Raw genomic sequence first — 26,984 nt, 5'->3', positions numbered from 1 at the left:
TCATAAACAACAAGACCGCGATCGCTTCTAAACCCCAAATTCATACTGAGATCGCCCCTAAATTCTAAAATCATACTGCGATCGCCCCTCTTCAATTACAGATAATGAAAACGCGATCACTACTTTCAATTACAGATAACGAAACCGCGATCGCCTTTTTTCAATTACAGATAATGAAACCGCGATCGCCACTTATTTTTGAATCTATAAAGCCAACCAACTAAACATTTCTGCTACTGATAATTGCCAGTTCTGAAGACCATCTAAAGCTGGCAATAAATCCTCCTGTTCTTTAATATCAGGTAAACTTTGAGGATAGAAAACTGTGACAGACTCATCCATCGGATCAATTAACCAAGCTAACTGGGTTCCCTGTTTAAGTGCAAACACAATCTTTTTAATAACCCGATTAGGAGATTGTTCAGGTGAGAGAATTTCAATTAACCAATCGGGGGGGATTTCAAATCTATTTGCGACCTTTCCCTCCGCAGTTCTCGGAATATTATTCCAAGCAAATACTGCTATATCTGGCACGATCGCTCGTCCTGCAAAGACACAACGCAATTCAGGGAAGGCGTAAACAATTTTGGCAGGTTTGCCTAATTGATTAATACGCATTAGTAGCTCATTTTGAAACAGACTATGTTCTCCCTGGGGCATTGGTTTTTGAATGATTTCTCCATCTAAATATTCACTGGCAGGTTTAGTCTCTGGCAATGCCAAAAACTCAGTTAAAGTAATAGAACTAGCAGGAGGGCGTTCGATGCTGATAGTCACACGCTTATTACCTCAAAAGTTAGACTAATTAGAGTATAACAAATTTACACGGCAAAGTTTTCCCTCAAATCCTTTCCTTAACCACTGAACATCGGCTCTACCTCTACTCGATACGAAACAGCGATCGCCCTTTTCAATTACAGATAATGAAAACGCGATCGCTCCTAAACCCTTAACTCAAATTGCGATCGCCCCTAAAATCTGAACTTATATTGCGATCGCCTCTAAATCCTGAATTCATACTGCGATCACCCCTAAAATCTGAACTTATATTGCGATCGCCTCTAAATCCTGAATTCATACTGCGATCACCCCTAAAATCTGAACTTATATTGCGATCGCCATTAATCTCTATAGGCATCTCTTCGATGGCGACAACTAAGAAGAAGAACTGTTAGGGTTTTGTCTTTAATTTCGTAGCGAACACGGTAATCGCCAATTCTAATTCGGTACTCATTTTCAAATCCCTTGAGTTTTTTCGTGTCTAGAGAACGAGGCTGACTAGATAGTTGTCCGATTTTTTCTATAATTCTTTGATACGTTTCTGTAGGTAAATTTTTAAGTTGTTTTTGTACGGGTTTAGGAATAATTATTGTATATCTCATGGCTAACCTTGAGATTTATTAGACATAAATTCTTCGAGTGTTTGATAGTCTCCTGCTTGATAAGCTTCTCTTGCTTGTTGAATTTCGGCGACTATTTCAGGACTATCCTCCCAGGCTTCTTCTGATTCAAACATTTGCTCTTCGAGTAATTTTAATAATTGTTGCTGTTCATTCCAGGTTAAAGATCGAATTGCAGTAACAAGGGATTCAAAGGGAACTGATAAATTAATAGTCGTCATGGCTTTACGATTAAATATTAAGATTAAGCTCTGGATTCGATTTTAGCATAGAAATTAAGATCAGGAGAGGAAAAGACAATAATCCTTTTTCAACACAAATAACAAACCGCGATCGCCTCTAAACCCTGAACTCATAATGCGATCTCCTTTTTCCCAACAAGATTAACCTAAATATTGGAAATTGAGTATTCTAGTTGACGAGATTGAGTGTTGCGTTTAGAGGCATCTAAAATCTCAATACCAACAACATTACCTTGACTATCGTAGTCAAAAATTACACCTGTTTCTATCTCATCACTTTCTTCAATAGCGGCATCGGTGAGTAAAATTCTAAGAATATCAACGTCTTGATCATAATTAATTTTCATGGTTATCTCCAATATTTTTTGATTTTTGTGGTTAGATAAAGTGTGATAACTTTTTTGGGGCTTTCTCGATTGACAATAATGCGCCGTAAAAACTGCTTATCATTGATTTTAACGAGAGATTGATAGCACCGTCTTTGTTCTCGTTCCTCGGTAATTTGTTGAGGACTATTTAGAGTTGATTCAATATGTTATAAGGGAATGAAACGGCGTTCTATTTCTTGTTTAGCGTGTTCAGAAAAATAATAATTCACATTTTACCTCAATCTTAACATATTAGAATTTTAATGATCGCCTTTTATCAATTACACACAACAAAACCGCAATTCTACAAATTTTTGAGTAATTCGTCATATTCATTATGAGTACCTATCCAATACCAATAAACGTGATCAGATTCCCAAAAACCTAATGCACGATAATTGAGACTAACACGCACCGAATAAATCGGTTGTTGAGGACTCACTCTTTTGAATTAAATACTATTATGGTACGGGTCTTTTTGCCAAAGTTTGTAAGCTTTAGCTGCCTGTTCTTGAACGAAGATTGGCAATTGTTCCAGTTGCTTACGAAAGGATTGTGTAACGCTTGATTTCATTGCTAAGAGGGAAAAATTTGATTCAGAGGAACGGTTTTACTCCCACTAATTTCTTGGCGCACCATATCGGCCATTTGCTCCCACTGACCATCAGTTGTGTTATTAAGGCTGGTTTCCCAATGCTGTTCATCTTGCACTTCTGTTAATAACCGAGAAGCGATCGCGTCCTGTTGATGTGGAGAAAGTTGTTCGATTTTGGCGATCGCCTGTTGAAGTAGTTCCGTCATAATCAGTTGAAATATAGAATTTATTGTTAGTTAGATTCTAGCGCCAAAAAAGCGATCACCACTCACTAATTCTCCTTTCAAAAGTGATCGCCTATTTTCAATTGCGAATAACGAAACCGAGATCGCCTTTCTTAAAACAATCAACTCTTGCAACGCGATCGCCTTAAATCTGATTCAAAAGCAAGTCATATTCAGCATGGGAACCAATCCAAAACCAGATTACTGTATCCTGTTCTAACTGACCAACTACTCGATAATCTTTGTTAATTCGAGCAGAATAAATAGGTAGTTGAGAATGGATTTTTTTGAACCGTAAACTAGGATGACTGGAATCATCTTGAAATTGCCGATAGGCTTTGCGGGTCTGTTCTTGAATTTGTTTAGGGAGAGCAGAAAATTGTTTACGAAACTGAATTGTTGTTTGGGATTTCACAGAGTTTCTGGATCGAGTTCTTTCGTTTTTCCTTGTCGGTATTCAGTCATCGCTTCTGCGGCAAGTTTGGCTAATAAATCAGGTGAACGAGTAAAGGATTGATCCCATTGCTTTTCTTCTTCGATTTCTTCTAGAATGATAGTCGCTAGAGTCTCTTGTTGATCAGAGGATAAAGTTCTGATTTTTGAAATATCTTGTTCAAGTAGTTCCGTCATAATAAAAAAATGTGCAAGATGTTCTTGATGTCACTATTTTACAATAAGATTCAATGGATCGCCATTCTTAAAACAATCAACTCTTGCACCGTGATTGCCCTTAAAGCCCAAATTCATACTGCGATCGCCTTTTTCAATCATAAAGAATAAAACCGCGATTTAAAATCTAATTAATCATTGGTTTTTCCCCGAATCAAAAAACGTACCTCCTCCAATAAAACATTAAACTGTTGATCACTTTCCGCTTGCCGTTCTTTAATTGCTTCCATATCCCGTTGACTCTGCGCTGCCACCTGTAACAACGCTTGGGAAGTCACTCTTAATCCATCCACACTATCCCGAATCTCGGTAATGCTTTCCCGTACATCTGCAAAGCCGTTCCGTAGCTCAGTGACACTTGACGCTAAATCATCAAGCATTTCATCTGTCCAACGTTGTACCACCATAGTTCTTGTTGATAACTCTAAACACCTCTTCTTTATTTTAAACCCTAAGCTTGCTAAATAGGAAACGACGATAAGAATAGCGATCGCCCCTTTTAATTACAAACAATAAAGCCGCGATCGCCTATTTTCAATTACAGATAATGAAACCGCGATCACACCTTAAAATGACGCGACAGAAACAGAGATCGCACTAAATGATAATTTCTAAGCTTCTTGTTCATCGTCTAGCGGCTAAGTTAGACATTAATTAATACAAGCGATTATTCACTTGTGGTCAATCCTTTCCAAACACTTAGAATGATGGACTCATATTCACGCTGGTGGTAGTTAACAATTTCGTTAGTGTCTTTATTTATTCGCGCAGGTAGAAAATGGTATGAAAAGGTATAAAACAAGAGAATAAAAAAGATTGGAAAGGATTGTAGCGATGAGTATAGCCGAGCAAGAAAAACAAATCCTGCGTGTGAGACAGCAAGGTTTTCATCCTCAACTAAACGAAGCCTTAAACTCAAAGTTAAAGACAGAAGTGGTGGAGTGGTGGATACGGTCAAAACGGTTTTAGAAAGTGCCTTGAAGTAAGAAGTGACAGAATTTCTCAAGGGAAAAGAGAAAAAACCGTATCGTTCTGGGTACTATCTTCGTGGAGTAAACACTCAATATGGACAGATAAGTGATTTAGCTGTCCCCAAATTAAGAGAGGGAAATAAAGAAAGAGAATGGCAGATTTTAGAAAGATATCAGCGAAGTCTGGGAAATTTATTGGATTGGATGTGTGTTCTCTATGTGATGGGGCTATCCTTACGAGATTTGCAGGAGGCTTTATATTTAATACTAGGAAAAGTGCTATCGGTAAGTGCGGTGAACCAGATTACTCTTAATGTCCAAAAACAAATAGAAAGCAGAAGACAGGTTCCCTTAACCCGAATTCCCAAGATGATTCTCGTAGATGGAGTTTGGGTAGAGATTCAGTACACAATAGATGGCGAGTTCAAAGTTCAAAGTTCAAAGTTTTATCATGGCTGTGGCTACACTTTTTGCCACCTCTCAAGGTCTTGCTGTCGTTGATGGAGGGCATCGTCGCTGGGTCGATACTCATTGGTTTCGCGTCAACAGTTATTTTCGGATTGGCTGTGATTGGATTAAGGCGGCTGTTCTCAATGCCTGGAATCTCATTCATCAAGTCCGTTTCTCTTCTAATTTTGACTCCGAACCCTCTATGGCTTCACGCCCACAACATCGTCAGCGACTACATCGTCTCGAATTCACTATCCACTCTTATCAGTACTTTTCTGCATAACTTTTGTCAGTCAATCAGGCTCAAAGCCATCGTCAAGCGGCGATCGCGGGCTGAATCCCCATCCTCGGCAACCGTTAGCAACCTAACTTTGACCTTTTTTCACCTTTTCTTTAGATTTTCCTACTCCTGACTGCCTAGATGTGATAGCTTTTGTAGTGTAGAAATGTCTATGGTCAGTCCCCCCTATGGGGTGTTCTACTCCTCACACCCTTCCCTGTTACCCTGTCGAGAACGCTTTGCAGTCTTCTCTTTCTCTTTGCCTCTTTGTAACGGAGGTGATCGCCCAGCAACTTTCTCAGATGTTAAAGAGCGATCGCTATCGGCTGACCTATGTCTATTCTGTTAATGAATTTATCGAGTTTATTGGTAGTCATACAGAGCATATTGATTGTCTGATCGTCTTACGAGATAGTCCCGCCTTACCCTTTTTTAACCAACTCTACGAGCAAGGCTGCCTCCTGCCAATAATCATCCTCGAATCTCAACGCGAGACATCTGCCCCTCAGGAAACGCCGACGGTCATTTACCACAATGCCGAAATCCATTTACCCGAATCAGAATGGCAAACTATCCCGACAGTCATTGATCGGGCGATCGCCCATTATTTACATCTTGGCCCTAGCTGCACCATCCCCCCTCCAAATGCTAGTACTCAAAAACGTGATCCTCAAGACTCTCAACAAAGTTTCTTGCTCCTACAACAACGTCGCTTGGCGGATAAGCTAAAAGAAAGATTGGGATATTTAGGTGTGTATTACAAGCGCAACCCCAAAAGCTTTTATCGCAATCTAGAGCCGGCTGAGAAACAAGAATTTCTAGAACAGCTTGCCTTAGAATATCGTGAAATTATCTTGACCTATTTCAACCAAAGTGTTGATATTAACCAAGAGATTGATCAATTTGTGAATAGTGCTTTCTTTGCCGATATTTCGGTTTCCCAAATTTTGGAAATTCATATTAACCTCATGGATGAGTTTTCTCAACACCTAAAACTGGAAGGACGCAGCGAAGAAATTTTATTAGACTATCGTTTAGCACTGATTGATATTTTGGCGCATTTAGGTGAAATGTATCGACGCTCTATTCCCAGGGGGGTGCGACTTTTAGTTGATGAAGGAAAAGAAAAGTGTTAACATGAGATGAAAAGTGACAAAGAGGAAACAATGATGACAGCAAAACTAATTAATGTAGAGGGTTCAAAGATAAAAATAGAACTAACATTAGAACTCAGTCGTTCAATGTTGGATACAGAAATAAATATTCAAAAAGGCTTAAACGAAGTAGGTTGCATCGCCAGCAAAGAAGCCTTGAAATATTTAGATACAGATGGTTCACCCTTAAAAATCGGTGAAGAAATCTGGAAGAGTAAGGGAGAGCAACCGAAAGAATATCAAACACCTTATGGTGAGGTTATAGTGAATCGTCATGTATATCAGCGTTCAGTAGGAGGAAAAACGTATTGCCCCTTAGAAAGAGAAGCAAGGATAATCATAACATCAACGCCATTATTGGCAAAACAGGTATCCTCAAAAATGTCAGGGATGGCAGGCAAAGAGGTGAAAAATGATTTATTAGAAAATCATGGTAGAAAAGTAGCGCTATCCTATATCCAAAGATTGAGTGAAGCAGTAGGAAGTGTGGTACAGGCAAAAGAAGAAGCGTGGAGTTATGCCCCGCCCAAGGAGGATAGCCAAATTGCAACAGTGGGAATAGGATTAGATGGAACCTGTATGCTGATGTGTGAGGATGGCTACCGTGAAGCAATGGTGGGAACCGTTTCCCTATACGATAGTGAGGGAGAACGTCAACATACAATCTATCTAGGTGCGGCACCAGAGTATGGAAAAAAGAGTTTTCTAGAAAGATTAGAAAGAGAAATTGAGCGAGCGAAAAAACGTTATCCAGAGGCAACATTGGTCGGGATAGCAGACGGGGCAGAATCAAATTGGAAGTTTTTAGAAAAGCAAACGGAAGAACAGATATTAGATTTCTATCATGCCTCTGGTTACTTAGGTGCCTTGGCAGAAGCGTTGCATCCGAATACAGTGTCAAAACAAAAAGAATGGTTGACTGAAAATTGTCGAGAACTCAAGCATGAAAAAGGAAAAGCAGGAGAACTGCTAAATCTGATGAAAGAAGTCAAAGAAGAAAAAAGTCATTCTAAGAATCTTACCGAGAAACTACAAGCGGCGATTACTTATTACGAGAATCATCAGCATCAAATGGATTATGCTGAATACTTAGAGAAAAAGTATCCGATTGGTTCAGGTGTTACGGAAGCAGCTTGTAAGACGTTGGTCAAACAACGATTATGTTGTTCAGGGATGCGATGGAAGGAAAAAGGAGCAGGAATTATTTTGAGCCTACGAGCTTTGGTATTGACCAAGGAACGATGGAGTCAATTTTGGGCAAAACTTGATCAATATGGGTTCCCTGTAGAACCCTGATTACAACAGCTTTTATCAACTAAAGGTCGCACCCTCCCAGGGAAGATATTCCCTTTGATGTTTTCTATCAAACGGACTAATTTACGTTATCCTAAACCTATTCCTTGCTCACCTTTATACTTAGACTCTTATCCTTTATTTTTAGCGGCTAGCGAAAACCTCAGGATCATTAACAATGAGTAATTTCAAAAAAACTTATGTTCTCAAACTCTATGTCGCTGGGAATACCCCTAACTCAGTTCGAGCCTTAAAAACCTTAAAGACAATTTTAGAACAGGAATTTAAAGGGGTTTATGCCCTGAAAGTTATCGATGTACTCAAAAATCCCCAACTGGCAGAGGAAGATAAAATTTTAGCGACCCCCACCTTAGCGAAAGTCTTACCCCCTCCCGTTCGTAAAATTATTGGCGATCTCTCAGATAGAGAAAAAGTCCTCATTGGCTTAGATCTCCTTTACGATGAAATTCGTGAACGAGAAAATGAACTCTAGTCTTCATCCTTAATCCCCTGTTTTGGGATTAGTTCGCAAACTTCAATAAAAACTTTATTTTAAAATAGCCAAAGTCAATAGCCGCAAAACGATACGGGGGTATTGCAGTCTTATCACTTACACTGTAGAAGGGAAAGGGATTCAGGCTCTACGACGCAATCGTACAATGACTGAACCGCGATAAGCTGTAAATACTTTATAACACCTTAATAAAAATGTACAATGAACCAATCTATTTTAAATACGACTGAACCGGCTGAAACCCCTCGCAAAGGAGTTCAGAAAATTCGGACAATTATTGAAGGATTTGATGAAATTACTCATGGTGGCCTGCCGATTGGACGAACAACCTTAGTTAGCGGCACATCAGGGACTGGAAAAACACTGCTCGCCGTTCAATTTCTCTATCATGGCATTCATCATTTTGACTATCCGGGTCTTTTTATCACCTTTGAAGAATCTCCCACCGATATTATTCAAAATGCCTATAGTTTTGGTTGGGATTTGCAAAAATTAATTGATGATGGCAAATTATTTATTTTAGATGCCTCTCCCGATCCTGAAGGGCAAGAAGTGGTGGGCAGTTTTGATCTTTCGGCCTTAATTGAACGGATTCAGTACGCTATTCGTAAATATAAGGCGAAATTAGTCTCTATTGACTCTGTAACAGCCGTTTTTCAACAATATGATGCCGCTTCCGTGGTGAGACGAGAAATTTTTCGCCTCGTAGCCCGCCTCAAACAACTGAATGTCACCTCAATCATGACCACTGAACGGATCGAAGAATATGGCGCGATCGCCCGTTTTGGAGTGGAAGAATTTGTATCAGATAACGTTGTCATTTTGCGAAATGTTTTAGAGGGCGAACGCAGAAGAAGAACCGTTGAAATTTTAAAATTGCGGGGGACAACCCACATGAAAGGGGAATATCCCTTTACGATTACCCATGACGGTATTAACATTTTCCCCCTAGGTGCTATGCGTCTGACTCAACGATCCTCAAACACACGCATTTCTTCTGGTGTCAAAACCTTGGATGAAATGTGTGGTGGCGGCTTTTTTAAAGATTCAATTATTTTAGCAACGGGGGCAACGGGAACCGGCAAAACCCTATTGGTCAGCAAATTTTTACAGGAAGGTTGTCGTCAGGGAGAACGGGCAATTTTATTTGCCTATGAAGAATCACGAGCCCAATTATCGCGTAACGCCTCTTCCTGGGGCATTGACTTTGAGGAAATGGAGCAAAAAGGATTATTAAAGTTACTCTGTACCTATCCTGAGTCAGCCGGGCTAGAGGATCACTTACAAATGATCAAATCTGAAATTTCTGAGTTTAAACCTTCCCGTATTGCCATTGATTCTCTCTCCGCTTTAGCCAGAGGTGTTACCAACAATGCCTTCCGTCAGTTTGTCATTGGAGTGACAGGCTATGCTAAACAGGAGGAAATTACCGGCTTTTTCACCAACACAACCGACCAATTTATGGGGGCCCATTCCATTACGGAATCCCATATTTCAACCATTACCGACACTATTATCATGCTGCAATACGTAGAAATTCGGGGCGAAATGTCTCGTGCCATTAACGTCTTTAAAATGCGCGGCTCTTGGCATGATAAAGGCATTCGGGAATATACCATTAGTCATGATGGCCCCGATATCAAGGACTCTTTCCGTAACTATGAGCGCATTATTAGTGGTTCGCCCACTCGCATTAGTGTGGATGAAAAATCGGAACTGTCTCGGATTGTGCGCGGGGTTCGAGATAAAACCATAGAAGAATAACGGCGATCGGGGAGATTTTAGAGACCGTCTCCCCTTAAAAACGAAAAACATCTCATCAAGTTAAAGAAAAAAGGCTGATGGACGGACACACCCACTGTTGTGGTGGCACTGATTGTCGCGCTGGTGGTGCGGCTAAACGGTTGGGATGGTTGCTGATCGCTTGAACTATCTCGATCTGAATGCGAATGCCTTACCTAATCTAGGCTATAATTACACCGCTCATTATCGGCTTGATGTACTAATGAATTCGGTTTGGCAGCAAATCACGTTTCAAGGATTTTCTCCGTCTGAGTGGCGTAGTGGGAGTTACATTCACCGCTTGGTTGGTCTGTTATCCCATTGGACGACCTACAGTGGACTATGGCAGTGGTCAGAAGGCTTGGGTGCACTGTTAATTAGTGGTGTCTTTCTGCTCAGTCCTTTTGTCTCGACGGGGCTGATCGGTTTAATCATGGCAGCGACCGGATTCTATTGGGGATTGCTGACCCTTGCCGATAGGAAACCCAATGGCTTAACCCCTATTCATCTGTTAGTTATTCTCTATTGGGGGATTTCGGCGATCGCGGTAGGTTTTTCGCCGGTGAAAATGGCGGCTTTAGTAGGGCTGGGTAAATTAACCTTAAATATGGTCTTTTTTGCCCTGGCTTCTCGGATTTTGCGGAATAATTCCCTGTTAAATCGCATTATTACCGTTATTCTAATGGTTGGATTGGCAGTTGGAGCCTACGGGATTAAGCAACAGTTTGATGGGGTTGAACAATTAGCCACCTGGAATGATCCGACCTCGGATATGGCCGGAGCAACGCGGGTTTATAGTTATCTGGGCAATCCCAATTTGTTAGCCGCCTATTTACTGCCGATGATCTCTTTGAGTATTGCAGCTTTCTTTGTTTGGCAACGCTGGCTTCCTAAAGTATTAGCAATTACGATGGTCGTTGTGGATGTTTGTTGTCTATTTTTCACCCAAAGTCGGGGTGGTTGGCTGGGATTGGTGGGGGTTTTTCTCACCTTTTTAATTCTTTCCTATCTGTGGTGGAAGCCCTATCTTTCTCCCTTTTGGCAAAAATGGTTATTGCCTAGCGCGATCGCTTCAGTGGTGGTGCTGGTCGGCTTGGGTTTACTCTTAGTTGCTCCGTTACGGACAAGGGTTTTCAGTATTTTTGCCGGACGCAATGATAGTAGTAATAACTTTCGGATTAATGTTTGGGAAGGGGTCAGAAGTATGATCCGTGATCGCCCGATTTTGGGGATTGGCCCTGGTAACAGTGCGTTTAATAAAATTTATCCCCTTTATATGCGACCTAAATATAGTGCCTTGAGTGCCTATTCGATTTATTTAGAAATTTTGGTAGAGACGGGCATTATTGGTTTTTCTTGTTTTATTTGGTTATTGACCGTAACGTTTAACCAGGGTATTCAACAAATTAAACGCCTTCGTCAATCTCCTAGTCGGGAAGGATTCTGGATTATGGCCGCGATCGCTGGCATGATTGGCTTAATGATTCATGGTTGTGTTGACACCGTTTGGTATCGTCCTCAAGTCAGTACGCTTTGGTGGTTCTTAATTGCGATCATTACCAGTCAATATGCGAAGAGTCTTGCTGCCGAATAGATCAGTCTATCTCTTTACAATATAATCAAATCATTAAAGGCTTTTAATGGCCTTAGCGAGGTTAAGATAGCCTGAAATTTTGAGAGGGCTTAAGGGTGTCGTGACCATAGTTCTTTGCGTTTGTTGAGGGAGTTTATACGGCGAGAGAGGTAAGCAGTAATAAAGATCATTGTTTTTGTTAATAGCTTATTGCACAACAGACGATCTTTAATCTAAACGCGATCGCCTCTTCTCAGTTAGAAAAAATGCGATCGCCGATTAGTGAATAATTGATAGTTGATAATGAATAGTTGATAATTGTCCATTGTCAATTGTCGGTACTGGTATCGTGTGATCAAAGCTAGAAAAAGTTATGGTGTAAGAGTTTGAGAAAATAGAAAATAACTTACGACTGGACATATTCCCGTTTTTGTTATACTATTATTATTGTCATTATATTAAAGAAAGGGAAAACGGAAAGCAATGTCAACATTGAATAAAAGCTCAATTGACCTCCTAAGTGATATTGGCTTACCTCAAGAGAAAGAGGAAGCCTTATTTCAGAAAAACTGCCCTCATTGCTATAGTGAAAAAGTAAAAATACATTCTCATTACCAAACGAAAGGTAACGGGGAACGTAAAATGTTCATCTGTCAAGAATGTGGTTCTTGTTTTGCTGAGACTTATGGTAGCGTAATCGCTGGCTTAGAAACCCCATTAAGTGAAATTGTAAAAGTATTAAAAGCCAGAATGGAAGGAATAGGATTAAATGCAGCAGCCCGAGTATTCGGCTACGCAAAAACAACAATATTGAATTGGGAAAAGAAATTATCAGGATTACAAGAGACATTATTTTTATACGCCTTAGTGAATGAATTTGTTAAATTAGTAATAGAAGGGGATGAACTATACACAAAAGTTGGAAAAAATAAAGAAGCAAGTGCCTCTGAGGGGTGGACAATCGTGCTCATGGACAGGGCTAGCCGCTTTATTTGGCATTTAAAATGTGGTAAAAAAGAGCAGAAATTATTTCTAGAAGCAATGATGACGGTAGCGGAATTATTTGAAAGGAGTGCAGAATCTCTCCAGTTATTTACAGATGGAGAAAAGCGATATAGTCAACTGCTATTTAATATTTGTCACGAAGTATTAAGGACTGGGAAGCGAGGTCGTCCCACCAAAGTATTACCGAAGGGTATGGTGGTAAGATTAAAAAATAAGAGTAGTAAACGTCGAGATTCTGAGGGTAAACTAGAGAAAGTAGAAACTCCGAAAACTGAACATCCTGAGACAACAGAAAAACCAGAAGACAAGGATGTTCATGCCAACCACGTTGAGGCATTTAATAGTTCTCTACGACGCTATTTAGCCGCCTTTCGTCGTCGAACAAATACTTATGCTAAATCTGTTGTGGGATTACAGCGAGTGCTAGATATTTTCTGGATGGTTCATAACTTTGTTCGCAGCCATTTTACGACGAAAAAAGTTCCTGCGGTAGCTCTCGGTATAATTCAAAAAGGGTTAACTTGGGAGGACTTACTCCAAATTCGCCTGATTTGTTGAACCTCTTGTATTGCAACGTTTATAGCTTCTAGCTAGACGATACCAGTGCCCAATTGTCCATTATCCATAATTAATTGATAGTTATTAAAAATTCACGAAGGGCTTTAATCTAAAAATAAATTTTCAAAAGTATGGGTATTATTCCAGCGATAGGTTAAAAAATTTCGGCGATCGCAGGTAAAAATTCGCCCATGACCTAGATATTCAGCATCGTCTTGGTTCGCAAGAGCTAACCAAAAACCTGTGTCAACTATAATCATGTTTTTCAGACCAAAATTCTTTCAATATTTCTTTATAATTAGTTGAAAGGTTGGCATCACCTTTTCCGCAGCCAATAAAGCCACTTTCTTGCCATCCTTTGATGGGATCAGGATCAGCTACCTGAAGTTTTTCGTATTGTTGATTGATAGTTATTTCTAGTAAAGCTAGAATATTTTCTGAACTATGCTGTTGGATAAAGGTTATTTTTTGCCATTGTTCGTCACTGAGATTGAGGGTGATTTCCATTTTTCTTGCCAAATTAGACTCATATATCGCTAATTTAACACATTTTTTCAGCTTGTGATCGCCTCTTAACTCTACACTCTAAACAGGATCACCCTTTAAAACAAAATAGAGAACCGCAATTTGAGAGATTAATATCAATTTTTAAAAAGCTCATTATCTTTATCCAAAAATAGAGTTTGCTCCACTAAAGATTTGTAATGAGTTACTCGCTCTTGACATAATTTGATAAATTTAGCAGTTTCTTCATCGTATTCCTGATAAAACTTTTTTGCATCATTGATTTCTATATTTTCAATTTTTTCTCTATTTCTTTCTCTAAGTCGAATGTATTCAAACATTAAGTCGTCAACTTTTAGCTGAAAATCCTTTAATTCCTTCATTTTTAAGAGTTCTTTTTCTGTAATTCTGGCAAGATTTTCTTGATCCATTCTATAGATAGTTTCTTTCTTAAGCAGTTTTTCATAAACGCCTTCTTTCGACAAGATTTTTACAAGAACTGGAGAAATTTCAATAATAATTAATAAAACAGTTATCAACCAATTTGTGTATAAAATAGCAGAATCATTTTTCGATAATGCTTCTAGGGCTGAGATACGATCTAAAAGACTTCCTTCTTGCCATTGCTGTTGAGGTAGTTGAGGTTTATTTGATTTTGATCGCTGCTTTTCTAGCAAATCACTTTTTTCATTATTTAAGTCTTGAACTTCTTGCTTTAAAGAGGCGAATTCCTGCTCTAAATTTTTTACAAGCTCTTTTTTTTCTTCGTAAATAGTGCCTTTACCAGGCTTGCCTGTTCTACCTTTGCCTTCTCTTTCTTCTATCGCATTTCTACGCGCTTGTTGTAAAGATAGTGAAAGTTGCTCTCTTTCTTTTGTTTTATCTTTGAGTATCTGATTTATTTCATTAATTCTTTGGGCATATGGAGTCTTCTGATCGTTTATGCTTTCTTGTCTTTCTCTTTCTCTTCTCTGTTGACTAATTTTTTGATTGATTTCACTTTCAAATAATCTTAACTCCAGAGGTTTAGCAACGATAAAACCTAAAAGAATCGCTATGGTTAAGCGAGTAGTGGCTCCTCCCCAAAATTGCAGTTTTGATGAAGATTTATTTTGACTAGCTGTTAGGATAAAAAAGCGATCTAAATTGAAAATTATGTTAGCCCAAATAAAACCCAAAGAAATTGAAATTTTCAAAGAGCCGAAAACCGTAAAAAGTGCATAGCCTCCTGAACAAAAAGCCATTATCGCAGTCAGAACAACGGTTGTGCCGATAGATTCATATTTATACCTTTCTGTTCGGCAACTTTCTTGAGACAAAACTTCTTGATCTGCACCAGCAGACCAAATTAAAAATTTTTGTACAGAATTGAGTCGTATTTTAGTTGGCACTTGATTACCTTTGTTAACAATCACTCCGCTTAATTTAGTCAGGGACAAAATAAAGGAATTAACACTCTCTGAATTTAATCATCTTCAGAACGGGGTTGAACTTCAACTTCATTTCCTTGTAGCGTATTAATTTGATCATTTTGTCTTTTTGATTTCTGCAAATCTCTCATGTTTTCTATGACCATCATCCACATAGCAGAGGATTCTGCCATTCCTCCTCCACTAGAATTTCCGCCGCCGCTATTACCTCCTTGAATAACAATTTCTGGAAATTTCATTTTAGTTTCAGCGAATGCTTTAGCCCATTTTTCTTCTGATTCCAATCGGGCAGCCCTTTCAGGACCGTATTTTTCAACTTTATCATGAAGTTCTTGCAAACGATTTTCATTCATTTTCTTGTCTTCATTAGTTTTAATTTCAGACTCTGCCCGCATCCGTTCTGCCTCAAGATTATTTTTTTCTTGTTGGATTTGTACATCTACTTGTGATTCCTTAAGTTTAGCTTTATTATTAAGATCTGCTACCTCTAAATTACTTTGAGCCTCAACTAACTTGGTTTGAGCCTTGTTTTCCTCTTGCTGTTTGATGAGGGACTTACGTACTTGCTCGGTTAACTCTTGTTGTTTATAATTCTCAGCTTGTTGTTGCAGAATTTGACGCTCTCTTAATAGCTCCTCCAATTCATCAGGCAAATCAATGTCTGTAATCAAAGTCTGGATTGACTGTACGCCATAATCATTAAGTGCCTTTTTAATAAAATCTGCCGCATGCTTTTGAATAGCATTTCGCTTACTGAAAAAATCAAGAGCCTCAAAATACTGAGCCGCATTCTGAAAATAAGAGTTAACTAGAGGGGCCAAAACTCTACCGACTAAATTTTTGATGGCAGGAGATTTGACAAGTTTCTTATCGTTGCCATCAAGAGCATTAGAATACTCTAAGATCAAAGGATCAATTACTTGAGCACCGACTTTGAGAATCATTTGTGGGGCATCTTCTACTGCTATGCAGATAGTCTGAGTTAATTCCAACTGAAAAACAAAGCCATCTTTTGATCGAAGTTGTAATGGCTCAAGGATTTTATCGTAGTTATCCTCAGCTTTTCCCTCCGACTTAGACCACTCCAAGATAATTTCGTTGGTAGGGACAACATGAACATTTTTAATTCTTTTGTTTATAGAATATTTTCCTGGCAGAAGAGGCTTGCGCTGTATGCCTTTTTCCCCATCTTCTGAAAGTCGATCATCATTTTTTGACTCGTCACTTTTGCCGACATAAGAAATAATCACCCCGACTTGTTCGGCAAGAATTTCAACCAATGGTACTTGTTCAACACGAACAAACCAAGGATTGAGAGTCCATGAACCTTCCTGCAAAAATTCCTGTTGTAAGCCTTTATATCCCCCAGCCTCGATAAATTTTTGTGGTTTTTGAAAATTATCGTGACCTTGAATAATAGGGCCAGCAATTTCTCCTTCAGGAAGTGTTTTTCCTTCAAGTGTCGTAACAATACCAATTTTGTCTTTGCCTACAGTATAAACTTTCAATTCTTCGGGGTTGACATTATGCTGAGTAGCATTAGCGGAAGTAATGACAGTAAACAAGTCGGTATTAATCTGATAAGTTCTGGCGGGTAGAACTGCCAATTGTTTGCCACTTTCACCGCCATTTTTAATGAAAGCTTCAGCAGATTCAAAATTTTGGCATTCAACAACTTTACCTAAATTTTTATCTTCGGGACGGGTTTCCCCACCGTTAGCAACAACTAAACCAATTTCTCCGTGGGGAACCTTGGTGACTGAATCAATTTTAACTTCAAATAAATCGGTATTAAGTTGATAAGTCCCAGGCGTTAAAAAGGTTAATTGCTTACCACTTTCGCCACCACCACTGATAAAAGCTTGAGCATCTTGAAAATTATTGCATTCAACAACCTTACCAAAAGTTCGGGTTGTGGGTAGCGGCTTGCCAAAGGTAGCCCGAACCAATCCCACTTGATCTTCCGCAATGCGAATACATTTTACCCTTTTTACTTTAAAGATATTGGTATTAATCTGATAGGTATTAGCGGTTAAAATTGTCAGTTGTTTACCGCTTTGACCACCATTATCAAAAAAAGCTTGGGCATTTTGAAAATTATTGCATTCTACAAACTTAGCAAAGGCTTGACCTGGCGGTAGAGGTTTACCATCCCTAGCTTCCACGAGTCCTACTTCGTCTTCACGGATACGAACAACATTAACCATCTCAACAGAGAATAGCTCAGTATTGATGTAATAAGTACCATTAGTCAAAATGGCTCGTTGTTTTCCTTTTTGTCCATCATTATGGATAAATGCTTTAGCATCTTGAAAATCCTTACACTCGACAACTTTTCCAAAGTTTTCACCAGGAGGTAAGCTCGCCCCATCTTTTGCATCAACTAGTCCCACTTCATCTGAGGCAACCAAAATTGCCTTAGTTACGCGAATTTCCACATTAGGCAAATTAAAATGCCGTCCAGGGGTAAGCACCTCCGCTTGTAAACCGCTCTCTCCATTGAGGGCAACTCGACGACCCGCAGGCAAGGGACGACCAAATCTTTTATAAACAATTCCAACTTCATCTTCTTTGATATGAATATAAACCATTGTTTGTGTCTCCTTTTACTATTTTAGAATGTAAATTTATAATCGAGGTAAAAAATCCTTGAAAGCATCAAGCCATGTTCCTAACTGATCGGTATCAGAAGGAAATCTAAATGTGGGTAAATGGCCGTTAGGTGCATTTAAGGAAAAATCAAAATCGTCATAGTTCATTCGCAACTGTTCGTTTACTTGCCAACCTACTTGTTTGGCGAATTTATAAAATACTAAGGTGTCAAATACACCAAGTTCACCTTGGACATTCAGCCAGATATTCTTTTGTACATTATAACCAAATTTGCCTTTGCTGGCATCTAACCAGAGAAAATCTATTTTTCTGATGTCTTCAGAGGGAATTTCGTCAATACTTAGTAGCCAACCTTGTTCAGTTCTCTCAGCAATACGAAGCAGAATCTGCATTGTTTCCCAATCTGCTTCTTTCCAGTTCTTCTCGGCTAATAAAGATTGAAGTTGATCATAATTTCCTTTTAATTTACTATTCTCAGATCCCAAAGTTGCGGGAATTTGTATATCAGGTTCATTAGGAGAGCTTGGCTTTTTAAATTGAGACTTTCTTTTTAAAATCGGTATATGTTCCTGTTGAATACCTTCCAATGCGATCGCATCACAGCCACCTTGAAAAGCATCCTCATACGACCAACCAGCACCCAATTCGTCATAAAAACCCTGTACAAACTTAATGGCCGCTCTATCACTGATCGAACTATCCATACCGATCACATAATCAATATGTTCGATGATCGCATTGGCTTGAACTTCCGAATAGCAAGCATTGAGAACAACACACTCCAATCCTCTATCTGCAAACCGTTTCAATAAGTTTGCTAATGCCTCCGTAGATACAAGTTTTGCCTCGCCCGTATCATTTTCGAGGACTAAACCATTTTCTCCTGAACCATGCCCACAAAAGTGGAGAATCTGAGGATTAAAGTCTAGTAACGCTCGACGTAAAACATCAGGGCGAACCGCCCAACGTTGCTGTAAGGTTAATTTTTCTCTTGTCCGCGATCTTCTCAAACCCTCGTCAATTTCTCGTACCTCTTGATCTAGCCGTAATCTTGCTTCATCCGTTGGACTAGAAGCTAAGATCAGAATTATTTTTGACGAACTCTTTTGAGGAGTTTCTTCTTGTTTGGCTGAAGTGACATCCTTACCTACTACTTTTTTAGGCGTTGCACTCCCTTCATCAATAGAGGAAAATGCCGATTTAAGAAATTTTCTGTATCTAATTCTGCTTCATAGGAAATTCCCACAAAAGGAGGAATCGAAGAAATAACCGTTTTAAGTTTAGCGGCTGCTGTTGGGCCAGGTTGTTCCACTTTAGCGAGGATTTTTTGCAAATATTCTATAATTTTCGCATTTTCTCCATGAATTTGTCCGACTCCTTCCACAAATTCGGCGATAACCACTTCAGCTTCCGCTTCTAGAATCTCAGCTAGATTGGACTGAGTAGCGATAATTTCCCAATATTCTTTTTCATAAGCCTGAATGAATGGAAGAATATCTGACCGAAGTTGCTGTTTTAGGATTGTTTTGCTGCCTGCTGGAGCCGTAATAATAGCCTGTTCCTTTTCCCGTCTTTGTTCGTAAAGTTGTTCAAGAAGAGACTCAATCTCTTTTAGACGATTTTTGTTCATGGCTTAATTTGTCGCTTTCAATCGGGCCAGCAATACCAACATAATCATTATGCCCTAACAGTTAAAAAATTGCAATACAGAAGCAGGAGACGGCGATCGCATTTTGAGTTTCGGCCTAGGAAGCAATCACTGTTTTATTGTTTATGATTGAAAAGTGCGATCGCTGCTTCGTAGATTGGCTTGAAAAAAAGAAACCAAACTAATAACTTTGAGGTTGAAAATTTTCAGGAGTATCCAGTTCAAAAACTTGGTCGTGAATACGAGCAACATAAAATCCTTCTTGTAGAGTTTTTTCGCGTAATTCAGGAGACATATCAACAGCCGCTAAAATACCATAGAGTTGTTTATCTTTGTGTTCAGGGAAAAAGGTACGAAAACGTTGCAAAATACTTTTTAATTGGGTAATAGAGTCCTCTTTTACATGACTTTTAACCTCCACAATATAGGCAGTATTCAGATTACCATTGGTATAGGCGAGGACATCAATTTCTATATGCTTTCCATCTTCGCTGGCCCGTACACTGGGACTGACAACCTTCATTCCAAACCGTTGTCTGAGAATCTTTTCCATTGCAGGAAGAGCAAGACCTTCGGTAAAACTGCCAAATTTTGAACCGAGTCCCCCAATTTGCTTACCTAATTCTTTGAGTTGGCGGTCAGTCGCCTTCTGAGCCTGACTAACTTCCTTCAGTTGTAGGTCAGTTTCCTTTTGAGCCGCCGTTAACTCAGATTGACTGGTGGCCAATTCGGCGAGGAGTCGCCATACATCGTCTGCGGTGGTTGCCATAGATTATCTACCTTTATCATCTTTGGTTTTCTCTATTTTAATGGATTATCTGCGATCGCGTTTTCAATTTAAAACTATCAACTATCAACTATCAATTAATCGGCGATCGCATTTTTACCGTAAAGACTTGGAAAGATGATCGCAGTTCCCGATTACGTTTTAAGGTGCGATCGCTTTTTTATTGAAAAGATTTGGAAAGGCGATCGCCGTTTCGTAGGTCGGCTTGAAAAAAGGAAACCAAACTAATAACTTTGAGGTTGAAAATTTTCAGGAGTATCCAGTTCAAAAACTTGGTCGTGAATACGAGCAACATAAAATCCTTCTTGTAGAGTTTTTTCGCGTAATTCAGGGGACATATCAACCGCCGCTAAAATACCATAGAGTTGTTTATCTTTGTGTTCAGGGAAAAAGGTACGAAAACGTTGCAAAATACTTTTTAATTGAGTAATAGAGTCCTCTCTTGCATGACTTTTAACTTCCACAATATAGGCAGTATTCAAATTGCCATTGGTATAGGCGAGGACATCAATTTCTATATGCTTTCCATCTTCGCTGGCTCGTACACTGGGACTGACGACCTTCATTCCAAACCGTTGTCTGAGAATCTTTTCCATTGAAGGAAGAGCAAGACCTTCGGTAAAGCTGCCAAATTTTGAACCGAGTCCCCCAATTTGCTTACCTAATTCTTTGAGTTGGCGGTCAGTCGCCTTCTGAGCCTGACTAACTTCCTTCAGTTGTAGGTCAGTTTCCTTTTGAGCCGCCGTTAACTCAGATTGACTGGTGGCCAATTCGGCGAGGAGTCGCCATACATCGTCTGCGGTGGTTGCCATAGATTATCTACCTTTATCATCTTTGGTTTTCTCTATTTTAATGGATTATCTGCGATCGCGTTCCAACGGACAATTATCAACTATTCATTATCAACTATTAATTAAAAGGGCGATCGCTTTTTGTGAAGTGAAAGGGCGATCGCGGGCTTCAATGGATAATGGACAATTGACAATGGATAATTATCAACTATTCACTATCAACTATTAATTAATCTGCGATCGCGTTTTGAGTTTAGACTTAGGAATCGATCGCAGTTTAACTCAACACATAAAAAAGCGATCGCAATTGAATTCAAGACAGAAAAGCGATCGCAAATCAGTTCAAGATATAAAAACGCGATCGCAATACCAAAGACATTGAATGCAATACCGCTCCAAGGCAATATCTACGCTAATAATTTAGAGACGTATTTTAGTCTCTGACATCCATAGTCAAAGCTTGGGGAACAAGCTGATAGCCCATAGTATGTAGAATCGCGTTTACATTCTCAAAAAGTGGTTTTCCCTGCTCTGACAATACTTTGCGTAGTTTTTTCTGACTCATCCCTGCGGCTTCTGCTGTAACTGCTTTGACACGGCTAATCATACACAATGCGGACAATAAAGCACCTGTATCATTGTCCTTTGCATATTCCTCAAAGGTAACAGTTAGAAAACTATCAATTTCTTCTGGATGTTCGCGGTAGTATTCTTCTTCAACTTGGTCAAATGTTCTGTATTTACGCATGATTTAGATGCTCCTTCCAATAAGCTTTAGCTGCTTCAATATCCTGTGTTTGGCTACTTTTGTCGCCGCCACACAGCAAAAGCACAATGTTGTCACCCTCTTCCCCGAAATATACACGGTAGCCTGGACTAAAGAACATTCGTAATTCTGAAAGTCCTTCACAGATTGGTTCACAATCTCCGTAATTCCCCTGCTCTAGCCGTCTTAATCTGGCACTGATCCTCTTACGCCCCTGAACATCACGTAAGCTATTAAGCCAGTTTGTGAATGGCTCGTTTCCATCTGCATCCTGATAAACGGTTAAAGTTTTTGGCTTTACGGGTTTAATCATATTGTCATACTTTATCATACACGTGCTGAAGTACGCAATCCCTTTCTTGGCAAGTAAGACTTATTTTTAAGGTTATGGGATTGAAATCAATGAAAATTTAGTTCAAGATATAGAAAATTGCAATTGAATTCAAGACAGAAAAGCGATCGCAGTTTGTTAAAGATATAAAAAGCGATCGCGGATTAGTTGAAGATCAAAAAATGCGATCGCCCTATATTAATTTTGGAGAGCGATCGCAATTTAATTCAATCTTCAAAAAGGCAATCACCTCTAAACTCTCACATTTAAAAAGTGATCGCCCTATGATAAGAAAGAAGAGCGATCACAATTTAGTTTAAAACATCAAAAAGATCGCAATTTAGTTAAAACATAGAAAAGCGATCGCCATCCCTGCCTACTAGCTATTGTTGAGGAATCAATTTAATTAAACTTCTTAAAGTAGAATTAACAGATTCCGAATTAGGAAAATATTTCTTTACATCAGGATCAAGAATAATTACATCATTTCGCGCTGGAAAATGTTCAACCGTTTTTGTGCCATCTTCATGATGAATCGTAACGCTATGACCTTCCCGATATTGTTGGTAATATTTTCCGCGAACAGGATTTTTAAGTTGACTTAAATCATATTCTTCTCGTAAGTCGTCTTCTAATTCATTTTGGATTTTCTCGTTCATAAGATCTCCTTTCTTTGGGGGTAACTAATCTTGCACTAATTAAACGAATTTTATGATTACGATCCGTATAAGAAACAAATAGAAATTTACCTTGGTCTGATAAACCTATTATAAGATAGCGATTTTCCCCTGAAGAATGGTCAGGATCATCGAAATTTACAGCTAAGGGATCATCAAATGCGGTGGATGCTTCTTCAAAAGCAATGCTATGTTTTCTTTGATTTGCTTTTGCTTTCTGTTTATCCCATTCAAATGCTAGTTCCAAGTCATTGCCACTTTTGAAAACTGAAATACCCCGCATCATAGCATATCCTGATGGCGGAATAACAATTTCTCCTGTGCGATCGCGTCTTCCCAAAGTTTGATTAATAGAGAGAAATATAAGCGATCGCTGAGAGTCCAATAGCCCAACTAAACCGCGTCAAACTAGCTCTCCAACGAAAAAATTTTCCAGCTAACATTTTTCGGATAGTCTGAGCAAAAATATTAAAAAGCGATCGCGTCTTTAAAACTAATCAATGTCCTGCCAATTTAAGGCTGTAGCAAATCGGCTCAAATGACCAACATTAGTTGTCGCAATAATTACTGGTGTCATCTTATTAGCCAATATTTGCGCTTGAGCAGCTAGAATAACATCTCCATCTAATGCCTTGGGATCGGCCGTTGGTTGTCCCATTTTTCTGACTTCTGCCCAAAGACTTGCAGCTAACAACATGGTATCTGTTTGAATAGGAATATATTCAAGCGTTTGGGTTAAATGATCGAGACGATGAACACTTTTCAATAAATTGGCACGGAGCAATTCTCGACGTACCTCATAATCTGCAATTTCAGGAATTGCAAATCGTTCACCTCGTTTTAGAAGCCTTTTTAGCCACTGTTGACAAGCAAGCGGAAGTCCTTTTGCCTTGGGATTTGTCACCATGCCTAACGGCCCCGAATCTAATAAAATTAAGCGGTTCATGGGAATAGAGGACGATCTGATAAACGGTCTTCATCCATAACCTTTTTTAAATAGTCCCAAGTTTGTTGATGTTCTGAAGCATCTTCATCTTCACTCAACCAGGAGTCTAAAAGATCAATCGCGGCTTGATTTTTTTGAGCTTGTTCTGCGTTAATAACGGGTGAGTTTGTTAACGGAATTGTCTGCCGAAATTGGCGCAAGGTTTCTAGTAGTTCTGTCCAATACTCTCTAGGTGTGGCTTCTATTTCAGAAATGAGCAGTTCGAGAGAGGTGATTGATCGCTTGGAGAAATTTACCATAGAGACTACTCACAAGTTAGATATTAGCACTCAATTTTAACGCAATTTTCCGTAACTTTTTAGCAAAAGGGTTGCGATCGCGTAAAAACTCAAAGAGTGATAGCAGGGAATCCCCCCCAACTAGAGCGCATTAAACTAGCCCTTTGCAAGTTAGTTCAGGACATAAAACGCGATCGCCCTATGAGAAAAAAAGAGCGATCGCCTCATCAATCTCATCCTCACAAAAAGCGATCGCACCACGTAAATTTGAGAATGCGATCGCCTTTGAATAACTTAAATTTTAGCTTTTGCTTCAGGAGTCCAGAATGTTTTCATTTTTTCTACAGTTTCCCGTATGTCCGTATCTTGCTGCCAAGCTTCTACTAGGTTCATTTTTTGACTTTCGGTTAGTCGCCATGATAAAGGAGGATTGTAAGGTATTTTGACCAGATTGCCATCTTTATCCTTGACTACATTGCCATCTTTATCCTTTAATGGTTTTGATTCTGGAAAAGAAATAGTGAAGTCTTGAATACTGATGTTATTTTCCTCATTCTTATCATTATGCCAACGGTCTTTAAGGAGTTCTGCAAATAATTTATTACGGCCAATTTGAGTAGAGTCCCGAATGCCGTTTAAGGTATTTACAGGGCCAATGGTAGTAACAACAAACCCTGGACTTCCATGTTGATCTAGCTCTAGTTTATCTTCTGGAAAAGCATTAATCTGCAATATTATCACCTTTTTGATGTTGATTCGATGATCTTTATTTTTCAGAGAATTATTGTATTCTAGAAAATTATTTAACCAATTCATTGCCGTGAATGCACCTGAATTGTCATAATATCCACCATCAGCAATGTGATAGTTTTGTAAAAAATCAGTGTCGTTACCATTTTTGTCTTTAACTTTAATATTTTGACCTTCTTTATTTTTAATGATGTTTTCTCGATCATTACGCGCCATTGGAGTAACGTAAGGAAAACTGGCAGAGAGTCGGGCTGCTGTTGTTAGTGTGAGATCACAGGGTTGATCTCCGTTTGTCCCACAATTGTTATAAAGTGTCTTAAAATCTAATGCAGTATCATCAACACTTTTCCCAGATAATTCACTGGCATAATTCGCCATTGTTCCTTCGACAAATTTCATAGAAGATACCAAAAAAGGGCGACCATTTTCTACTAGGGTTGTATTGTAAACAGCGATCGGAACCTCTCCTGCGAGAATTTTCTTACGTCGATCGTCTAAAGTCGGTGGCTTTTTATCACCGACAGTTAAAGTTTTTCCCCAATTTTTTTCTAGGGCGTATCCTCGGTCTAGATACTTATGATTTTCCCCAAACCAATTAAGAACAACAGGTAATCCAATAGCTCGAAATAAATCGGGAAAAGCTAATCCCCAGCCGACGGAATTTAACCAATCATCTGTAGAATTTTTAACCACTTTTGATAATTTATTTTCGTCTTTTTTCAAGCCTTGATCACTCAGTATGCCATTCTCAAATTGATCCAAGTAAAACATTGAGCCTACAGAACCACCAGAGGTCGAACTAATTAAACCAATAGCCTTGGTAAAATCTTCTCCTATTCCCGATTTTTGCTCTTGTAATCCTGCTAAAACCTGAGTCATCCAACCAGAAGCTTGAATACCGCCACCACTAGCAGCCACTACAACTAAGGATTGTTCTTTGTCCTTGTTACAAGTTTGAATTTCCTTCTTTATATCAAACTTTTCTTCACAAAGACGATTCCAAATAGCTTCTTGAAAATCCTGCTTATAGTTTTCCATTTTTACAGGAGTGTTACTGTTTTCTAGTTTAAAAAAGTGATCTACTCCAAAAGTCCCATAGCCTAAACCAGAAAATATAATTAAGAAGAGAATAACAGGCCAGTAAAAAGTGTGATTCAGTAATTTAAATTTCTCTTGAAATTTATTTAAAAATTCAACTGTAAACTTCATTTCTTCTTCATTATCTCCGATTTTAGTGGCTTTTTTTACAAGAAAAATGACTTTTTTTCCAAGTGACTTTTTCTGGCTATCTAATTGATTATCAATGGATTTATCAAAAAGAAAAGTGACTAATCCTACAAAAAGAGTGAGAATCCAAATCATCAACAGAACATAAAGTAATGTAGGTGCTTGAAGGTTATTAGGCAAAATACTTTCACTTGGATTTCGTGGCCAATTAAAGAAAATAACTAATCCATAAAAAAAGAGTCCACTAATTACTTGAATAGTAAAAAAGATAATTCTTCTTGTTTTTAATGTTGTGATTCCCTTTATTACAGGTCGGGATATATCGGATATTTTAGAGCCTATTGGTGAATTACTAATCTCACTTATTACAGGTTGGGATATATCGGATATTTTAGAGCCTATCCCCTTTATTATAGGGTTAGAGCGATACTCATAAATCTCAGTTATTACAAGTAATATTGCGCTAATTGCTATCCCAAAAAATGAATAAATCCATTCGATATTAGTTTCTTTATTCAACAATAATAATACCCAAGTTGGCAGGAACAGCGCGATCATTCCAATAAACCTTCCGAACCGAAAGTATTCCTTATCGTTGAAGTTTTCATCTATCAAAACAAGGGTAGTTTTCAAGAGTGAGACAACAGTTATTGAGGTTAATGTAGCGCATGACATAACTAAGATTAATTGTATTCCACTTTCCATTACAAAAATATTTTGTAGAAAATTAGAAGCATTAAACTGGGGAATCAATGGGAAGGAAATAAGTGGAAACAAAAATAAAATTAATCCACTGATGATTGGCACTCGCAATAAAAAAGCATAGTATAACAGATCAGGAAAATGCTTATATGACCAATCTAAAATTGAAGTAAATTTTTCATCTAACTTATCTAACTTCAAGAATTCTGCTGGTTTTTTGAGAAATTGAAAATATTCAGAAATAAATTTTGCAAGCCCCCAAACCAAGATAAACAGTAATATAAACCATAAGAATTTAAAAATCAAGCCTCCAATAAATAGAGCAGAACTTCCGAAGGTGAGTCCATAGTTTTTGTTTTTCATTTTGTCATTCTCTCCTAAGTTAAATAAATTACATTGATGAAAATGGTGGTTAACTCATCTCTATTGAAGATATTTCAAACGAGATAAGAATTG

30 protein-coding genes are annotated in these 26,984 nt (G+C 38.7%); 8 read left to right on the top strand and 22 right to left on the bottom strand.

All coding sequences use genetic code 11. The features are described from left to right. Positions 1-204: 204 nt before the first annotated feature. From KA717_21930 to KA717_21895, 8 genes are all read right to left on the bottom strand, one after another. Entirely contained in the window at positions 205-777 is a 573-nt protein-coding gene (locus KA717_21930) for a Uma2 family endonuclease (GenBank protein UXE58687.1), read from the bottom strand. A 172-nt stretch (positions 778-949) separates the two neighbouring features. After that, positions 950-1,138: a hypothetical protein gene (locus KA717_21925; protein UXE58686.1), complete on the bottom strand. Its 189-nt coding sequence runs from the start codon at positions 1,136-1,138 to the stop codon at positions 950-952. Between the two features lie 246 nt (positions 1,139-1,384). Then, positions 1,385-1,621, bottom strand: a complete 237-nt coding sequence (locus KA717_21920; protein UXE58685.1) for a hypothetical protein — start codon at positions 1,619-1,621, stop codon at positions 1,385-1,387. 167 nt (positions 1,622-1,788) lie between these two features. Then, positions 1,789-2,001 carry a DUF2283 domain-containing protein gene (locus KA717_21915; GenBank protein ID UXE58684.1) on the bottom strand — a complete coding sequence of 71 codons (213 nt, stop codon included), beginning with the start codon at positions 1,999-2,001 and terminating at the stop codon, positions 1,789-1,791. A gap of 585 nt (positions 2,002-2,586) precedes the next feature. Next, positions 2,587-2,811: a hypothetical protein gene (locus KA717_21910; protein UXE58683.1), complete on the bottom strand. Its 225-nt coding sequence runs from the start codon at positions 2,809-2,811 to the stop codon at positions 2,587-2,589. Positions 2,812-2,974: 163 nt separating this feature from the next. Beyond that, the gene (locus KA717_21905; GenBank protein ID UXE58682.1) at positions 2,975-3,244 is read right to left on the bottom strand and encodes a hypothetical protein; all 270 of its coding nucleotides are present in this window, start codon (positions 3,242-3,244) and stop codon (positions 2,975-2,977) included. After that, a complete protein-coding gene (locus tag KA717_21900; protein UXE58681.1) occupies positions 3,241-3,459 on the bottom strand; it encodes a hypothetical protein in 219 nt (72 codons plus the stop codon). Before KA717_21900 ends, KA717_21905 begins: the two co-directional genes overlap by 4 nt. Positions 3,460-3,629: 170 nt before the next feature. Then, complete coding sequence (locus KA717_21895; GenBank protein ID UXE58680.1) at positions 3,630-3,905, bottom strand: hypothetical protein; 276 nt, start codon at positions 3,903-3,905, stop codon at positions 3,630-3,632. A gap of 582 nt (positions 3,906-4,487) precedes the next feature. On the opposite strand from KA717_21895, the gene KA717_21890 reads away from it, so the two are divergent. The 7 genes from KA717_21890 (at position 4,488) to KA717_21860 (ending at position 13,078) form a co-directional block, all read left to right on the top strand. Further along, positions 4,488-4,970 (top strand): transposase, encoded by a 483-nt coding sequence (locus tag KA717_21890; protein UXE58679.1) that lies wholly within the window; start codon positions 4,488-4,490, stop codon positions 4,968-4,970. 468 nt (positions 4,971-5,438) lie between these two features. Next, on the top strand, positions 5,439-6,335 hold the full coding sequence (locus KA717_21885) for a circadian clock protein KaiA (protein UXE58678.1): 897 nt from the start codon (positions 5,439-5,441) through the stop codon (positions 6,333-6,335). Between the two features lie 33 nt (positions 6,336-6,368). After that, positions 6,369-7,649 (top strand): ISKra4 family transposase, encoded by a 1,281-nt coding sequence (locus KA717_21880; GenBank protein ID UXE64750.1) that lies wholly within the window; start codon positions 6,369-6,371, stop codon positions 7,647-7,649. 175 nt (positions 7,650-7,824) lie between these two features. Further along, positions 7,825-8,139, top strand: a complete 315-nt coding sequence (gene kaiB / locus KA717_21875; GenBank protein ID UXE58677.1) for a circadian clock protein KaiB — start codon at positions 7,825-7,827, stop codon at positions 8,137-8,139. Between the two features lie 222 nt (positions 8,140-8,361). Beyond that, positions 8,362-9,924, top strand: coding sequence for a circadian clock protein KaiC (gene kaiC / locus KA717_21870; protein UXE58676.1), 1,563 nt, complete (start codon positions 8,362-8,364; stop codon positions 9,922-9,924). A 241-nt stretch (positions 9,925-10,165) separates the two neighbouring features. Further along, the gene (locus KA717_21865) at positions 10,166-11,536 is read left to right on the top strand and encodes an IctB family putative bicarbonate transporter (protein UXE64749.1); all 1,371 of its coding nucleotides are present in this window, start codon (positions 10,166-10,168) and stop codon (positions 11,534-11,536) included. 462 nt (positions 11,537-11,998) lie between these two features. Then, complete coding sequence (locus tag KA717_21860; GenBank protein ID UXE58675.1) at positions 11,999-13,078, top strand: IS1 family transposase; 1,080 nt, start codon at positions 11,999-12,001, stop codon at positions 13,076-13,078. Between the two features lie 246 nt (positions 13,079-13,324). On the opposite strand, the gene KA717_21855 is transcribed toward KA717_21860, so the two are convergent. The 7 genes from KA717_21855 to KA717_21825 form a co-directional block, all read right to left on the bottom strand. Continuing rightward, complete coding sequence (locus KA717_21855) at positions 13,325-13,585, bottom strand: hypothetical protein (protein ID UXE58674.1); 261 nt, start codon at positions 13,583-13,585, stop codon at positions 13,325-13,327. A 134-nt stretch (positions 13,586-13,719) separates the two neighbouring features. Continuing rightward, positions 13,720-14,997, bottom strand: coding sequence for a DUF4407 domain-containing protein (locus KA717_21850; GenBank protein ID UXE58673.1), 1,278 nt, complete (start codon positions 14,995-14,997; stop codon positions 13,720-13,722). A gap of 50 nt (positions 14,998-15,047) precedes the next feature. Further along, the gene (locus KA717_21845; protein UXE58672.1) at positions 15,048-17,603 is read right to left on the bottom strand and encodes a hypothetical protein; all 2,556 of its coding nucleotides are present in this window, start codon (positions 17,601-17,603) and stop codon (positions 15,048-15,050) included. Positions 17,604-17,639: 36 nt separating this feature from the next. Then, positions 17,640-18,635 carry a GUN4 domain-containing protein gene (locus tag KA717_21840; protein UXE58671.1) on the bottom strand — a complete coding sequence of 332 codons (996 nt, stop codon included), beginning with the start codon at positions 18,633-18,635 and terminating at the stop codon, positions 17,640-17,642. Positions 18,636-18,775: 140 nt separating this feature from the next. Beyond that, a complete protein-coding gene (locus KA717_21835; protein UXE58670.1) occupies positions 18,776-19,255 on the bottom strand; it encodes a hypothetical protein in 480 nt (159 codons plus the stop codon). Between the two features lie 199 nt (positions 19,256-19,454). After that, on the bottom strand, positions 19,455-20,042 hold the full coding sequence (locus KA717_21830) for a DUF3782 domain-containing protein (GenBank protein UXE58669.1): 588 nt from the start codon (positions 20,040-20,042) through the stop codon (positions 19,455-19,457). Positions 20,043-20,284: 242 nt separating this feature from the next. Further along, the gene (locus KA717_21825) at positions 20,285-20,872 is read right to left on the bottom strand and encodes a DUF3782 domain-containing protein (protein ID UXE58668.1); all 588 of its coding nucleotides are present in this window, start codon (positions 20,870-20,872) and stop codon (positions 20,285-20,287) included. Here KA717_21825 and KA717_21820 point away from each other — a divergent pair. After that, entirely contained in the window at positions 20,862-21,080 is a 219-nt protein-coding gene (locus KA717_21820; GenBank protein ID UXE58667.1) for a hypothetical protein, read from the top strand. The two genes, KA717_21825 and KA717_21820, sit on opposite strands and share 11 nt — an antisense overlap. A gap of 204 nt (positions 21,081-21,284) precedes the next feature. On the opposite strand, the gene KA717_21815 is transcribed toward KA717_21820, so the two are convergent. The 7 genes from KA717_21815 to KA717_21785 all read right to left on the bottom strand — a co-directional run bounded on the left by KA717_21815 (position 21,285) and on the right by KA717_21785 (position 26,891). Continuing rightward, complete coding sequence (locus KA717_21815; GenBank protein ID UXE58666.1) at positions 21,285-21,599, bottom strand: addiction module antidote protein; 315 nt, start codon at positions 21,597-21,599, stop codon at positions 21,285-21,287. Continuing rightward, the gene (locus KA717_21810; GenBank protein ID UXE58665.1) at positions 21,592-21,930 is read right to left on the bottom strand and encodes a type II toxin-antitoxin system RelE/ParE family toxin; all 339 of its coding nucleotides are present in this window, start codon (positions 21,928-21,930) and stop codon (positions 21,592-21,594) included. The genes KA717_21815 and KA717_21810 overlap by 8 nt, the downstream gene beginning before the upstream one ends. A gap of 401 nt (positions 21,931-22,331) precedes the next feature. Then, positions 22,332-22,607, bottom strand: coding sequence for a hypothetical protein (locus KA717_21805; GenBank protein UXE58664.1), 276 nt, complete (start codon positions 22,605-22,607; stop codon positions 22,332-22,334). After that, on the bottom strand, positions 22,585-22,908 hold the full coding sequence (locus tag KA717_21800) for a BrnT family toxin (GenBank protein UXE64748.1): 324 nt from the start codon (positions 22,906-22,908) through the stop codon (positions 22,585-22,587). The genes KA717_21805 and KA717_21800 overlap by 23 nt, the downstream gene beginning before the upstream one ends. A gap of 210 nt (positions 22,909-23,118) precedes the next feature. Further along, the gene (locus tag KA717_21795) at positions 23,119-23,571 is read right to left on the bottom strand and encodes a nuclease (protein ID UXE58663.1); all 453 of its coding nucleotides are present in this window, start codon (positions 23,569-23,571) and stop codon (positions 23,119-23,121) included. Further along, positions 23,568-23,870, bottom strand: a complete 303-nt coding sequence (locus KA717_21790) for a hypothetical protein (GenBank protein UXE58662.1) — start codon at positions 23,868-23,870, stop codon at positions 23,568-23,570. The genes KA717_21795 and KA717_21790 overlap by 4 nt, the downstream gene beginning before the upstream one ends. Before the next feature lie 273 nt (positions 23,871-24,143). Further along, positions 24,144-26,891 (bottom strand): hypothetical protein, encoded by a 2,748-nt coding sequence (locus tag KA717_21785; protein ID UXE58661.1) that lies wholly within the window; start codon positions 26,889-26,891, stop codon positions 24,144-24,146. Between the last annotated feature and the right edge of the window lie 93 nt (positions 26,892-26,984).

The sequence above is a fragment of the Woronichinia naegeliana WA131 genome (assembly GCA_025370055.1).
In the GTDB taxonomy this organism is placed as follows: Bacteria; Cyanobacteriota; Cyanobacteriia; order Cyanobacteriales; family Microcystaceae; genus Woronichinia; species Woronichinia naegeliana.
The sequence above is the reverse complement of the archived record's forward strand: the minus strand, read 5'-3'. Positions and strand labels throughout refer to the sequence as shown.